At 33.0% G+C, this 14,178-nt stretch carries 18 protein-coding genes; 15 read left to right on the top strand and 3 right to left on the bottom strand.

The annotated features are described in order from the left end of the window. Window positions 1-82: 82 nt before the first annotated feature. Complete coding sequence (locus C4F50_RS04280; RefSeq protein ID WP_193845181.1) at window positions 83-637, top strand: DUF3575 domain-containing protein; 555 nt, start codon at window positions 83-85, stop codon at window positions 635-637. Here the strand turns inward: C4F50_RS04280 and C4F50_RS04275 are convergent. After that, the gene (locus C4F50_RS04275) at window positions 632-859 is read right to left on the bottom strand and encodes a VF530 family protein (protein ID WP_193845180.1); all 228 of its coding nucleotides are present in this window, start codon (window positions 857-859) and stop codon (window positions 632-634) included. The two genes, C4F50_RS04280 and C4F50_RS04275, sit on opposite strands and share 6 nt — an antisense overlap. A gap of 100 nt (window positions 860-959) precedes the next feature. Then, on the bottom strand, window positions 960-1,598 hold the full coding sequence (locus C4F50_RS04270) for an outer membrane beta-barrel protein (protein ID WP_193845179.1): 639 nt from the start codon (window positions 1,596-1,598) through the stop codon (window positions 960-962). Window positions 1,599-1,738: 140 nt separating this feature from the next. Here C4F50_RS04270 and smpB point away from each other — a divergent pair, with 140 nt between their 5' ends. From smpB to C4F50_RS04255, 3 genes are all read left to right on the top strand, one after another. Then, window positions 1,739-2,194 (top strand): SsrA-binding protein SmpB, encoded by a 456-nt coding sequence (smpB, locus tag C4F50_RS04265; RefSeq protein ID WP_193845178.1) that lies wholly within the window; start codon window positions 1,739-1,741, stop codon window positions 2,192-2,194. A 77-nt stretch (window positions 2,195-2,271) separates the two neighbouring features. Further along, the gene (locus C4F50_RS04260) at window positions 2,272-2,913 is read left to right on the top strand and encodes a DUF4136 domain-containing protein (protein WP_193845177.1); all 642 of its coding nucleotides are present in this window, start codon (window positions 2,272-2,274) and stop codon (window positions 2,911-2,913) included. An 86-nt stretch (window positions 2,914-2,999) separates the two neighbouring features. Continuing rightward, the gene (locus C4F50_RS04255; RefSeq protein ID WP_193845176.1) at window positions 3,000-4,007 is read left to right on the top strand and encodes a helix-turn-helix domain-containing protein; all 1,008 of its coding nucleotides are present in this window, start codon (window positions 3,000-3,002) and stop codon (window positions 4,005-4,007) included. A 28-nt stretch (window positions 4,008-4,035) separates the two neighbouring features. Here the strand turns inward: C4F50_RS04255 and C4F50_RS04250 are convergent, their stop codons facing one another. Then, window positions 4,036-4,677: a protein-L-isoaspartate(D-aspartate) O-methyltransferase gene (locus C4F50_RS04250; protein ID WP_193845175.1), complete on the bottom strand. Its 642-nt coding sequence runs from the start codon at window positions 4,675-4,677 to the stop codon at window positions 4,036-4,038. A 295-nt stretch (window positions 4,678-4,972) separates the two neighbouring features. Here C4F50_RS04250 and C4F50_RS04245 point away from each other — a divergent pair, with 295 nt between their 5' ends. From C4F50_RS04245 to C4F50_RS04195, 11 genes are all read left to right on the top strand, one after another. Next, window positions 4,973-5,938, top strand: a complete 966-nt coding sequence (locus C4F50_RS04245) for a Gfo/Idh/MocA family protein (protein WP_193845174.1) — start codon at window positions 4,973-4,975, stop codon at window positions 5,936-5,938. Between the two features lie 87 nt (window positions 5,939-6,025). Continuing rightward, on the top strand, window positions 6,026-6,913 hold the full coding sequence (locus C4F50_RS04240) for a 3-hydroxyacyl-CoA dehydrogenase family protein (RefSeq protein WP_193845173.1): 888 nt from the start codon (window positions 6,026-6,028) through the stop codon (window positions 6,911-6,913). 7 nt (window positions 6,914-6,920) lie between these two features. Further along, complete coding sequence (locus C4F50_RS04235) at window positions 6,921-7,493, top strand: hypothetical protein (RefSeq protein WP_193845172.1); 573 nt, start codon at window positions 6,921-6,923, stop codon at window positions 7,491-7,493. After that, complete coding sequence (locus C4F50_RS04230) at window positions 7,490-8,146, top strand: YggS family pyridoxal phosphate-dependent enzyme (protein WP_193845171.1); 657 nt, start codon at window positions 7,490-7,492, stop codon at window positions 8,144-8,146. Before C4F50_RS04235 ends, C4F50_RS04230 begins: the two co-directional genes overlap by 4 nt. A 60-nt stretch (window positions 8,147-8,206) precedes the next feature. Further along, window positions 8,207-8,554 carry a four helix bundle protein gene (locus C4F50_RS04225; RefSeq protein ID WP_193845170.1) on the top strand — a complete coding sequence of 116 codons (348 nt, stop codon included), beginning with the start codon at window positions 8,207-8,209 and terminating at the stop codon, window positions 8,552-8,554. A gap of 118 nt (window positions 8,555-8,672) precedes the next feature. Next, on the top strand, window positions 8,673-10,034 hold the full coding sequence (locus C4F50_RS04220) for an exonuclease domain-containing protein (protein WP_193845169.1): 1,362 nt from the start codon (window positions 8,673-8,675) through the stop codon (window positions 10,032-10,034). Between the two features lie 22 nt (window positions 10,035-10,056). Further along, a complete protein-coding gene (locus C4F50_RS04215) occupies window positions 10,057-10,896 on the top strand; it encodes an ion transporter (protein ID WP_193845168.1) in 840 nt (279 codons plus the stop codon). 154 nt (window positions 10,897-11,050) lie between these two features. Next, entirely contained in the window at window positions 11,051-11,974 is a 924-nt protein-coding gene (gene miaA / locus C4F50_RS04210) for a tRNA (adenosine(37)-N6)-dimethylallyltransferase MiaA (protein ID WP_193845167.1), read from the top strand. A 48-nt stretch (window positions 11,975-12,022) separates the two neighbouring features. Further along, window positions 12,023-12,595, top strand: a complete 573-nt coding sequence (locus C4F50_RS04205; RefSeq protein ID WP_193845166.1) for a hypothetical protein — start codon at window positions 12,023-12,025, stop codon at window positions 12,593-12,595. A gap of 115 nt (window positions 12,596-12,710) precedes the next feature. After that, window positions 12,711-13,304, top strand: a complete 594-nt coding sequence (locus C4F50_RS04200; RefSeq protein ID WP_193845165.1) for a hypothetical protein — start codon at window positions 12,711-12,713, stop codon at window positions 13,302-13,304. 32 nt (window positions 13,305-13,336) lie between these two features. After that, window positions 13,337-14,083, top strand: a complete 747-nt coding sequence (locus C4F50_RS04195) for an acyl-[acyl-carrier-protein] thioesterase (protein ID WP_193845164.1) — start codon at window positions 13,337-13,339, stop codon at window positions 14,081-14,083. Window positions 14,084-14,178: the final 95 nt, after the last annotated feature.

Genomic DNA, 14,178 nt, shown 5'->3' with positions numbered 1-14,178 from the left:
TAACAATACTTCGGTCTAATTATACGTTATATTTGCGCTCGAAATCAGCTAAAATAGCTGCTTTTAATTGAAAACATTTTTTATGAAAAAAATACCTGCCTTAATTCTTCTTTTGTTTTGTCTGCAATTACAAAGCCAGACTTTTGTAAAATTTAATGGTCTTACAGCGTTAGTGGGCGTTCCAAATGTCGGAATCGAAACCAGCATTGGTCAAAAAACCACTTTTAGTGTCGATATAATGGCTTCTTTCTGGGAATCTTTTAGTGGACAACATCCGATGAAATTTGCTACTTTAACTCCAGAAGTACGTTATCATTTCAAAGAAAAATATAATGGTTTTTACTTTGGAGGTCATATTGGCGCAGACAAATACGAACTGCAAAAATGGAACTATTGGAATAGTAATATGTATGAAGATGGTTTTGGCTACCGAATTGGCGCTACAGTAGGCTATAACGTTAAGCTAAACGATAAGTTTTTATTAGACATATTTGTAGGCGGAGGCTGGCATCAAGGTTTCTATCACGGTTATTATAATGACGGAACTCCAGGAAGATATGAAAAAACCGTTAACTGGAACAAAAGCGGTGAATGGCTTCCATATCGCGGCGGTGTAATGATCTCTTACAAATTATAAATTTAATTTAGGAAGAGTTTTAATATACAGTTCTTCTACTTTCTTACGAGCCCAATCTGTTTTTCTTAAAAAAGTAAGACTCGATTTTACACTCGGATTAGAATTAAAACACTTAATCGGAATCAATTCTCCTAAAGTATCAAAACTGTAATAATCGACTAAAGTTTCGACGATTTTTTGAAGTGTAATTCCGTGTAAAGGATCTTTAGATTGATTTTGCATTTTAAAATTTTAAATTGATATAAAAAAGACCGTACAAATGTACGGTCTTTCTTTTTGTAAAATCAACTAAATTGAACTTTACGCTAATCAAATAAAATATTTAAAATAAGAATTTAAATCCAACCGAAATTGGAGAAGTCAAATTCGGATTACTTCCTCCTAAGGCCGTATTGTAATAACCATCAACATTTGCTGCGTGCGCCAGACCAAAGTTTGTAACTGTCGTTTTTTCTCCTGTTTTAGGATCAAGCGTTGTCGAAGTAAAATTGGCTAAATCATAAGAGAACTCTACAGAGAAATTTTTAGTTACAAAATAGTCAAAACCTCCTGAAAGTGATAATCCCACTTGATTTACTTTTAACTCAGATTCTTTTTCTTTACCTGTAATCACTGGCAGCGCCAATTGTCCGAAGAAATAAAGAGAACCAGCAACATTCCAGTACTTTCTTGCTAATGGCTGTATAACGATTAAATCTGTTTTAGCCGCTGTTCCTTTATCAGAATCAGCCTTTATATTTATATATCCTACTGCAGCCCCAACAGCAACAGAAGGTGTTATAAAGGTTCCAACAATTGGCAGGACAGAGATGCTTGTATTTTTTACATCTGCCGTTTTAGTCTGTTGGTAACCAAATTGAGAAGTTACAAACCAAGTTCCTTTTAGACCCTGATTTGAATCCTGAGCTTTTGCAGCAAAACCAATTAATACAATACTTAATAGTGTTACAATTTTTTTCATTTTGATGTGGTATTTAAATTTATTACGCAAACTTACTGGCAAGCTTTTTTCACAATGATGATGAAAATCATAGATTAAAATAAATCTTTAATTATCTTTGGCAGTAAGGAAATTTTGAAATTTGTCTTACATTTGCACCTATGTTAAAATCAGTCAACATCTTAAATAAAAGAGCCCGTTTTGATTACGAAATAATCGACACTTATACAGCCGGAATTGTTTTGGCTGGTACAGAGATCAAATCAATTCGATTAGGAAAAGCCAATATCACAGAAAGTTTTTGCGAGTTTAGCGGTATGGAGCTTTTTGCCATCAACACCTATATCGAAGAATATTCGTTTGGAAATCAATTCAATCATAAATCCAGAAGTGAAAGAAAATTACTTTTGAATAGAAAAGAATTAAAGACACTTCACAAAAGTGTTCAGGCCAAAGGATTAACGATTGTTCCTCTGAAACTTTTTACAAACGAAAAAGGGCTGGCAAAACTGCAGATTGGTCTTTGTAAAGGGAAGAAAAACTACGATAAACGCGAATCTTTAAAAGAGCAGGATACCAAACGTGACTTAGACCGTATTAAAAAAGCTTACAACTAAAAGCAGATTAATTCGATCTAAACCAATGATTATTAATATTTTATAGTTATTTTTACTACAAACAATAACTGTAAAATATGAAAAAGCATTTAATTCTATTGATTGCAATTGCAGCACTTTCTAGCTGCAGCAGTAATACTACTATTGTAAACAGCTGGAGAGATCCAAAAATAACCGTCGCACAAGAGCAGTTTAAAAAAGTTCTGGTTGTCGTTTTGGTTAAAGATGAGGCATCGCGAAGAGTGGCAGAAAACAGAATTGCGGCCAGTAATGTAATTTTCAAAACTTCTTATCAATATTTGAACGAAACTACGAAGCAGCTTTCGAAGGAACAAAAGCTGAAAATTCTTCAAGATGAAAATTTTGACGGTGTCGTAACTATGCGCTTAGTAAGCAAAGATAAAGAAACAACCTATGTACCGGGAACTTACACCGGAATGTATTATGGTGGTTTTGATGGTTTATACTCTGGAATGTACGGTTATGGTTTTGGAAATTGGTACGGCATGTATTCACCCGCTTTTTATGATCCTGGATATTATCAGGAAACGACTTCGTATATGGTTGAAACCAATATTTTTTCATTAAAAGACAATAAACTCATCTGGACTGGAACTACAAAATCTGACTATGTCACAGATTTAGGACAAACAGTTGATGCTATTATGCAGGCTGTTGTAAAAGAAATGAGAAAAGACGGCTCTTTGCCTCCAAAATAAAAACACGAAAAAGCAATACGAAAAGTGTTGCTTTTTTTGTTTCTTCTAAAATGACTAATTTTGTCAAGACTAAATTTTTCATCAAAATGAAATCACTTTTAAAAAATGCCAGAGAACAAAAAGGTTTTAAAACCAGAGAATTAGCTCAGCTTGCTAATATTGATCAGGCGTTGATTAGTAAATTCGAATCAGGAGCACGAAAACCTACCAAAGATCAAATTACTAAACTTTCTCAGCTTTTAGATATTGATTATGAAACCTTGATGATTGCATGGCTTAAAGAAAAAATTCTTTACGAAATTGGTGATGAGGAATTTGCTTTAAAAGCGCTGCTGCTTGCCGAACAAGAAATCCAAAAGAATAAAAAAGAAATTGATTCTGAAATAATATCTTCTAATCAAATTATTTTAGATGAAATAGAAAAATTAAAAAATCAACTTCAATCTTTTAATCATTTTCAACTCCGACAAATTTCCAAAACATTAGAATCAGAGTTTGTTTTTCAAAATATTCACTCTAATGGAAATTCTTTAACTTTAGAAGAAACCAAATCTGTTATTAACGATGGAATTACCATTTCTGGAAAAAGCATGCAAGAGCATCTTGAAGCAGTGAATTTTCAAGAAATTGCCGGTTATATAAAAGATTTGAGTCAAAAGAAAACAACTTTAAATGAAAAAGAAGTGCTTTTCATCCATAGTTTAATCTTTAAGGGAATTCAATTTGAAAACTCAGGAAAATATAAAAATGATCCGCTGATTTTACGTGAGATGAATTTACTTTTTAATTGGTACGAAAATCATAAAAACAATCTGCACCCAATAATTCTGGCATCTGAAATATATCTAAAAATTCTCGATATAAATCCATTCGAAAAAGGAAATCTTCAAATGGCAAATATTGTAATGAACTGGATTTTACTTCAAAATAATTATATTTATGTGTTAACTCAAGCAGATAAAAATAATACAAATGAATATTTTTCGGCTTTAGATCAATTTAAAACCAGAAACGACAAATCTGTTTTCATTAATTATATACTAAAAATAGAAAAAGAAAATCTAATGAACGCAATACAATTGATTACTAAATAAGAAAAGCCCGTTTAAACGGGCTTTTCTATTAATTTTTATCTTCTAATAAAGGAACAAATCTAAATTCTCCAAACTCGTGTTTTTCAAATTGAGTTTCGTTTTTACGAATTAACAAAGTCATAATCTGTACATCTTCTCCAAGCGGAATTACCAATCTCCCTCCCACTTTTAACTGTGCCATTAATGGCTGTGGAATAAAAGGCGCACCGGCAGTAACAATAATACTGTCAAACGGAGCAAAATTTGGAAGCCCCTTGTAGCCGTCTCCAAAAGAAACATGTTTTGGACGAATATTTAATTTCGGAAACAAATTTGAAGTTGTCTTAAACAATTCATTTTGTCTTTCTACAGTATACACTTTAGCACCAAGCATAAACAAAACTGCAGTCTGATATCCCGATCCAGTTCCGATTTCTAAAACTTTATGATCTTTCTTAATTTCAAGCAATTGCGATTGAAATGCTACTGTATACGGCTGTGAAATAGTCTGCCCTGCTCCAATAGGGAACGCTTTATCCTGATAAGCAAAATCTTCAAAACTTGAATTCAAAAAAAGATGTCTTGGAATTTTTTTAATCGCTTCCAGAACCGCTCTATCTGTAATTCCTTTTTGCTCTAAAGTTGTTACTAATTGATTACGAAGTCCTTGATGTTTGGCAGTGTCTTTCAAAATGGGTAGGTTTTATTTTCGCAAAAATAAGAAACAAAATAGGATTTCAAATATTGATTTTTAATTATTAAATTATATAAAGTTAGATATTATGGGTTATGGACTTAGAGTTACATTTTGAGAGCGATGTGTCAGGGGCAAATGTTTAAAAACCGAAAATCTTAACTTATGATTTAGAGCTGGGGCCCATAACTTCTAACTCCTAACACATAACCTTCAACTCATAACTAACAATTACCTAAATTCACTTTCACTTTCAACAAATAAATTATATTTTTGTTTAAAATACATTCTCATGTTAAAAGTAGGAGTTTTAGGTGCTGGTCATCTTGGTAAAATACATTTACGCTTATTACAACAATCTGACAAATACGAATTAGTTGGATTTTACGACGAAAATCAAGAAAATGCCGAAAGAATCTCAAAAGAGTTTGGCTATAAAAACTTCAGTACAATTGCAAAACTTATCCACGCTGTGGATGTTATTGATATCGTTACGCCAACGCTTTCACATTACAAATGTGCCAAAGTAGCAATCAAATCAGGAAAACATATTTTTATAGAAAAACCAATCGCCAATACGGTTGAGGAAGCCGAAGAAATTATCGCTTTATCTAAGGAGTACAACGTAAAAGGGCAAGTTGGTCACGTAGAACGCTTTAACCCTGCGTTTATAGCTACCAAAAACATGATCGAAAACCCGATGTTTATCGAAACGCATCGTTTGGCAGAATTTAATCCTCGCGGTACAGATGTCCCTGTGGTCTTAGATTTGATGATTCATGATATCGATGCAATTCTTAGTGTAGTAAAATCAAAGGTTAAAAATATTAATGCAAGCGGTGTCTCTGTAATCAGCGAAACTCCCGATATTGCCAACGCCAGAATTGAATTCGAAAATGGATGTGTTGCCAATTTAACCGCCAGCAGAATTTCGATGAAAAACATGCGCAAATCACGTTTCTTCCAGAAAGATGCTTATATTTCTGTAGATTTTCTAGAAAAAAAATGCGAAGTGGTGCGTATGAAAGACGCTCCGGAAGTTCCAGGTGATTTTGATATGATTCTGCAGAATGCCGAAGGTGTAAAAAAGCAGATCTATTTTACCAATCCAGATGTGGAGCAAAACAATGCAATTCTTGATGAATTAGAATCTTTTGCAAACGCCATCAATACAGATACAACTCCAGTTGTAACCTTAGAACAAGCTACAGATGCTTTAAGAGTAGCTTACCAAATTATTGACTGTTTCGAGAAATAAGAAATTTTTAAAAATAAATTAGCCACGAATTCATGAAAAAATTGATGAATTCGTGGCTAAATCATAAATACAATATCAAGATATAATATGAAAACAATAGCTGTAATTGGTGCAGGAACAATGGGCAACGGAATTGCACATACTTTTGCACAAAGTGGTTTTACCGTAAAACTAATTGACATTTCTGAAAAATCTTTAGATAAAGGGATGGCAACTATTGCTGCCAATTTAGAAAGAATGCTGTCTAAAGGTACAATCACGCAAGAAGATGTTGCTAAAACAATTACCAATATTATTACCTATACCGATATCAAAGATGGTGTAACTAGTGTAGATTTGGTAGTAGAAGCCGCTACAGAAAATCTTGAATTAAAATTAAACATCTTCAAACAATTAAATGAAGCTTGTTCTCATAATACCATTTTAGCAACCAATACTTCTTCGATTTCTATTACACAGATCGGTGCTGTAGTTGCACATCCGGAACGCGTTATTGGGATGCATTTTATGAATCCTGTGCCGATTATGAAATTGGTAGAGATCATTCGCGGTTATAACACAAGTGATGAAGTAACCGAAATCATTATGAAATTGTCTGAGAAATTAGGCAAAGTTCCTGTTGAAGTTAACGATTATCCTGGTTTTGTGGCCAACAGAATTTTGATGCCGATGCTTAACGAAGCTATTGAAACATTGTATAACGGAGTTGGCGGCGTTTACGAAATTGATACAGTAATGAAACTTGGAATGGGGCATCCAATGGGACCACTTCAATTGGCAGATTTTATTGGACTTGATGTTTGTCTTGCTATCTTAAACGTGATGTACGACGGATTCAAAAATCCTAAATATGCTCCTTGCCCGCTTCTTGTAAATATGGTTCGCGCTGGAAAACTCGGAGTAAAATCTGGTGAAGGTTTTTATGATTACAGCGAAAGTAAAAAAGCAGAGAAAGTTTCCAAACAGTTTTTGTAAAATAAATATGAGAAAATCTTTTTTGTTGATCTGCCATTTTGTACTAACTATTTGTTTTTCGCAAAACACTATTATTTCTAAAAAACAGTTCACTCTAAAGGAGATTGATAGTATTTGTTTAAAAAACGGAAGAAGTATTACTTCAGAAGGAAAAATAAACAAAGAAATTGAGAGCAAGTCGAAAAAATCTCTTGCCAAAGGTACATTTTCATACAGTCTATATCTGAATCATTTTAATGAAGAAAATTATATTGGTTTATCAAATATTGAAAAAAGAAAATACAATTTTGATGCCAATAGCGAGTTGATAAAGGCTAAATATCATGAAATTATATACTATAGTAATTCTTATTCTGAAACTATTGACGGAGAATTTTATTACACTAACGACACACTTAATTATGCAAAAGTTAATGTGGTAAGAAGTAAAGATAAAAAAGAAATAGAATCCGAAAAATTCAACATTGGTATTTCAGAATTAAACGAAACAAAGGTTTTTAAAACGACCTTTCTATTTGATTTCAAATATTGGATTCTTAAGAAAAACGAAGATATACTTAAGATTTATAAGAAAAAATGAATACAATAAAACAAAACCTTGATTCTATAAAATCTACACTACCAGAACATGTAACCTTAGTTGCGGTTTCTAAAACCAAACCTGTGCCTGATTTAATAGAAGCTTACGAAGCCGGCCAGCGCATTTTTGGAGAAAACAAAATCCAGGAAATGACCGAAAAATGGGAACAAATGCCAAAAGATATCCAATGGCATATGATTGGTCATGTTCAAACCAATAAAGTTAAATTTATGGCGCCGTTTGTAAGTTTGATTCATGGTGTTGACAGTTTAAAATTATTACAGGAAATTAATAAACAAGCACTTAAAAATAATAGAGTTATAGATTGTCTGCTTCAAATCTATATTGCAGAAGAAGAATCTAAATTTGGCTTGGACGAAAAAGAATTAAATCAACTTTTAACTTCTGCGGAGTTTAAAGAGTTAAAAAATATTCGTATCTTAGGTTTAATGGGAATGGCCACCTTTACAGAAGATCAAAACCAGATAAAAAAAGAATTTACACATCTAAAATCTATTTTTGATTCCATTCAAAAACTAGACATTGTTGATTTAAAAACAATTTCTATGGGAATGTCCGGAGATTATCAATTGGCAATTGAATGCGGCAGCACGATGGTAAGAATTGGAAGCAGCATCTTTGGAGGAAGATAAATTTTCAATATCAATTACAAGATCAAAAATCAATTACAATTTTTAAAATAATAATTAAAAATGGAAAAAATATTCAATTTTGAAGATCGCCTAGTTCGTTTTGCAGGAGAAAGTATTTTTTTCACAAGAGAATTAAGCAAACTTTTTGAAAATGAATATTATAAAAATCAATTAATCAGATCATCCGGAAGTGCATCTTTGAATTTTGGGGAAGCACAAGGAACAATAACTGATAAAGATTTTATTTTCAAAGTCTCATTAGTTGTAAAAGAACTAAAAGAATCGAGAAATTCATTAAAAATTTTAGATTATATTAAAGAAGGCAACAGTGAAAAAAGAAATAAGCTTTTAATTGAAGTAGAACAACTAATAGCTATTTCATCAAAAATGATACTTAATAAAAAATAATTTTTCAATGGCAATGACAATAGCAATAGCAATAACAAACTTCAACTTTAAATCTTTGATTTTTGATATTGACATTGAAATTGATTTTTGATATTGATTTTTGACATTGACATTGAAAATGTACGCAATACTTGACATAGAAACCACTGGAGGACAATTTAATGAAGAGGGAATTACCGAAATCGCCATCTATAAATTTGACGGGCATGAAGTAGTTGATCAATTCATCAGCCTTGTTAATCCTGAAATTCCGATTCAGCCTTTTGTGGTAAAACTAACTGGAATTAACAATGCGATGCTGCAATCGGCACCCAAGTTTTACGAAGTAGCAAAACGAATTATAGAAATCACTTCAGATTGTATTATAGTTGCCCACAACGCCTCTTTTGATTACCGAATCCTTCGTACCGAATTCAGACGTCTTGGCTACAGTTTTGAAGCCAAAACACTCTGTACAGTAGAATTAGCCAAAAAATTAATTCCAGAACAAACCTCATACAGCTTAGGAAAACTGGTTCGTGCACTGGGCATCCCGATGGCAGACCGTCATCGTGCCAGCGGCGACGCAATGGCCACGGTTAAACTTTTCAAAATGCTTTTAGAAAAGGATTTAGAAAAAACAATTGTAAAAGATTTCATTAAACTTGAAATAGAAAAAGGAATCGCTCCAAAATTATTGGATTTACTTGCCCAAATGTCATCTAAAACCGGAACTTATTATGTACATGACGAAGGCGGCACCTTAATTTATATTGGTAAAAGCCGCAATATAAAAAAGAGAATCAATCAGCATTTTACATCTACAAATAAAAAAAGTAAAAGAATTCAAGCCGAAGTTTTTACCATTACGTATGATGAAACCGGAAGTGAATTAATCGCTCTTTTAAAAGAAAGCGAAGAAATAAAAGTAAACCGTCCGAGATACAATCGTTCGCAGCGCAAAACTATATTTCCATTTGCAATTTACGCAGAGAAAGACGCAAACGGATATCTTAATTTAAAACTTGAAAAAGCAGACGGGCGCAAAAAAGAAATTACCTCCTATGCCTCTTTGCAAGAAGGTAAAAATGCCCTTTTCAGGTTTACATCAAAATACCATCTTTGCCAGAAACTTACCGGTTTATACCAAAGCAAAGCAGAATGCTTTCAATACAAAATTAAAGAATGTGACGGCGCATGCATTGGTGCCATAACTCCCGAAATGTACAATGAACGCGTAAAACAATTCATTTCAGAAAACAGTTTTGATAATAAAAGCATGATTTTGATAGACAAAGGCCGTAACGTTAACGAAAGAAGCGCTGTTTTAATAGAAAATGGAACTTACAAAGGGTATGCCTATTACGATCTAAATTATCAAATCACCAACATCGAAATCCTAAAAAACATCTTAATTCCGATGCAGCACAATCGCGATGTAAAAAATATAATTCAAAATTACATCCGTAAAACCAAATCGCTCAAAATTCTTCATTTTTAAACCACTTACCTATCTTCCTGATATGGCAAAACATAAATCAAAATACGAGATTTTTAGAGAGAAAATAAAAATCATTCTTTACGGAACCAACACTTTAGCCGGCAGAATGTTTGATTTGGTTCTTCTTGGGCTTATTTTGCTCAGTGTCCTTTTGGTAATGCTCGATACTGTAGAAGGAATCAGTAGTAAATACCATCAACAGCTGTTAGTCTGCGAATGGATCATAACTATATTTTTTACTATAGAATATATTTTAAGGATAATATCCATCCAAAAACCAAGAAAATACGCCATCAGTTTCTACGGAATTATAGACCTATTGGCAATTTTACCCATGTATTTGTCCATATTTTTTCCGGCCACAAGCGTATTAACAATTGTAAGAGTCCTGCGTTTCTTGAGATTATTCAAAATCCTGCACATTCCGCAAATCTCACATCAATCCTACCAATTAAAAGAAGCATTAGAAGCCAGTAAAGAAAAAATCTTAGTCTTCATTTATTTCGTCGTAATAAGCGCCGTCATCATCGGATCCTTAATGTACGTTGTAGAAGGAAAAGAAAGCGGTTTTACCAGCATTCCCGTCAGCATTTATTGGTCCATTGTAACATTAACAACCGTTGGATATGGAGATATTTCACCAATAACACCTCTAGGACAGTTTCTAGCCTCGCTTGTCATGATTATGGGTTACGGAATTATTGCCGTCCCAACCGGAATTGTAACAGCTGAATTTGCAAAAGCCAGTCTAAGAAACAGTTCTGTAAGCGGTAAAAAAACATGCTCACAATGCAATGCCCAATTGCACTTTGACAATGCAAAATATTGCTATCAATGCGGCAAAACCTTACCAACTAATTAATTTTATGAAGCAATTCCAGCTATACACTTCAACTCCTCCTTATCTTTGTTGTTTTTTTAAGTCATAAAAAGAGCTTCCGCTGGTCGCTTTTTTATTCCAAAAAAACTAACAAATATAAGTCCGGGGTTTTCGTTTCTATCTGGGCTAAAAAAATATGAAATACCTAATTACCATTGTCGGACCAACAGCCATAGGCAAAACAGCCTTAAGTATTGCTTTGGCACAGCATTTTAATTGCGAAATCATCTCTTGCGACAGCCGTCAGTTTTTCAAAGAAATGACAATCGGAACCGCAGTTCCAAGTCAGGACGAATTACATGCCGCAAAACATCATTTCATTCAAAATAAATCAATTTTTGAAAATTATACCGTTGGTGATTACGAAAAAGAAGCACTTTTAAAACTAGATGAATTATTTCAAACCAACGATTTTGCAATCCTGATCGGAGGTTCTGGTTTATATGTTGACGCTATTTTAAAAGGTTTTGACGAATTTCCCGAAATTGCTACAGAAGTTCGACAAGAAGTAAATGCAAATTACGAAAAACTCGGAATCGAATACCTCCAGCAACAGCTGAAAAATCTAGATCCCGATTATTATCAAAAAATAACAACCGAAAATCCTCAGACCTTACAAAATCCGCAGCGAATGATGCGTTTTGTAGAAGTCTGCATTGGCGCACAAAAACCATATTCTACTTTCTTAAATCAAAAGAAAAACAATAGAAACTTCACTCCCATTTTAATCGGATTAGATGCCGATAGAGAAATGATTTACAGCAGAATAAACCAGCGGGTTGATATAATGATAAATCAAGGATTACTAGAAGAAGCAAAAGCACTTTATCCCAACAAAGAATTAAATGCATTGCAAACGGTCGGTTATCGAGAACTATTCAGTTACTTCGATGGAGATTTTTCGCTTGATTTTGCTGTCGAAGAAATCAAAAAAAATACCAGACGATTTTCAAAAAGACAATTAACCTGGTTCAAACGTAACGAAAATACCAAATGGTTCGATTACGCAGTAAATCGACAAGATATAATTGATTACATAAATTTAAATCTAAAAATATAAATTTATCAGTTAATTACTTACATTTAGACTCAATCAAAATTTGTCTAAATGAAAAAAAATCTACTTCTATTTCTTACTGTTTTTACATTTTCTTCTTGTGAGATTCAATACGACGGCGAAACCCGATTTGTTGTTCAAGGCCAGCTTATTGACAAAGAAAACAATCCTATTGCTGATAAAAGGATTGAAATAAACACTTATTCTGACGGAACTTACGGAGATTCTGATTTGATCAGTTACACAAATACTGATACAGATGGAAAATTTACGATGATTTTTCCAGCACCAAAAAGTGATGACATCGATATTATAACTACAATCAACGGCCGCTCCTACATCGATTATAATTCGAATCTAACATCTGATTATCAATCTAAAAACATCAAGACCTCAAAGAGAAATTTCTCTAATTACAAATTAGATTTCAATAAAATAGTTTTGTACAAAAACGATGAGATTACACAGCTCGAAGTAGTTTTAAACAGTACAACAAATAACAAAGAAATCACCGAAGTGTTTGTTGAAGGTAATTTAGCCGAAAGCATCATCAATTTAGACAAAAATGAAGATGAAAACCAGTATATCACTACCCACTTTGACGTGGCAAAGAATCAAATCTAAAATTAAATTATACGGTTAGAGATCATTCTAATCCTGCCAATATTGTGAGCACAAAACACGAAGCCGTTATCACTATCAATTCTGAAAAAGTAATCCACACCATAACTTATTAATTATGAAATTTAAAGTTTTTATTTTCTTATTCATTCTTCAATTAACATACGGTCAAAAAACTGAAAATAATAATCTAGTCAAATTCAATCACGATATTCGAGTAAATGCCATAATTCCATCAAATTTTGGTGCTAATTTTTTAGCAGAAGCCAACGATGGCAAATTAGGAATCGGAACCAATTTCAGTTTCTTAAGAATTCACAATTTTAAACTCGGGGCTGGTTATGATTATATCCCCTATTCAACTACAGACATTACAAAAGCCGGAAATATCGATGGAGCACATTATCATACTGCTTACGGAAATATTTCGTATGAAATAAAAATACTCGAAAAACTAAATATAGAGCCTTATTTCGGTATTGGAGATGTAAGGCTTAAATTTAGCTCCAGCGACAAAAGCTTTGGAAAACAAACAGGAAATAACATCCGAATTGGTTTCAACACCGATTATCAACTGGCTAAAAGATTATCCGTATTTTTGGGGCTTTGCTATTTACACTCAAATCTTGATATTAACACTTCTCCTGAATTTGTCTCGTTTTATGACAATGCAAAATTGATTCAGCTCAATATTGGTCTAAAAATTCACTAATTTTGCAGCAGTTTAAATAAAATGAAAACGTCATGCCAATTTCTCCAAATTTCACATCAGTTTTAAGCAAAGACTGGGAAATTAATTTTACACAATGTACGCCAACGGGCTATTTAAGATACACCGATTTGTGCAATATATTACAATTAACTGCAGCAGCACATTCAGAAGTGGGAGGAATCAGTTTTTACGATATGCAGGAATTCAACCAAGCATGGGTTTTAAGCAGAATGCGTGTAGAAGTAACTGCATTACCAAAATGGCAGGATATTGTGACTGTAAAAACCTGGATCAATAATCTTGAAAATTCACGTTCCCTTCGAGCACTAGAAATGTATGTAGGAGGCAAAAAAATCGTCGGCTGCGAAACCTATTGGGCCGTTTTTAATACACAGACACGCCGTTCTGAACCTTTGGCGCTGCCATTTGAACATTTTGAACTGTATCCCGAAAATAAAGCTACCGAGCAAGGTTTTTCTAAAATCAATATTAATCACGAGAAGAAGGCTGTAGCTGAAAAAAAAGTGTATTTATCCGATTTAGACATTGTAAATCACGTAAATAATGTCAAATATTTAGAATGGTGCCTGGATCACGTAAATCCATCAAAGATCATCAAACAGGAACTTCAAAGTTTTGAAATGAATTTCATGAAAGAACTTTCGTTAAAAGATACTGTTATAATACACGAAAATGAGGTTGAAGATCCGCAGAAAACAAAATTCAGTATTACAAAAGAAGAAAAAACATGCTTCGCACTAGAGCTGCAATGGAAATAATTTAAAATTAATTCCTGCAAGGTTTTAAAAACCTTGCAGGAAAGTTTAAGATCTTAATTAATGTAGTTCTTTATAGAAAAAACGCAGTAATTAAT

The sequence above is a fragment of the Flavobacterium hungaricum genome, from assembly GCF_015182285.1.
GTDB lineage: Bacteria > Bacteroidota > Bacteroidia > Flavobacteriales > Flavobacteriaceae > Flavobacterium > Flavobacterium hungaricum.
The sequence above is the reverse complement of the archived record's forward strand: the minus strand, read 5'-3'. Positions and strand labels throughout refer to the sequence as shown.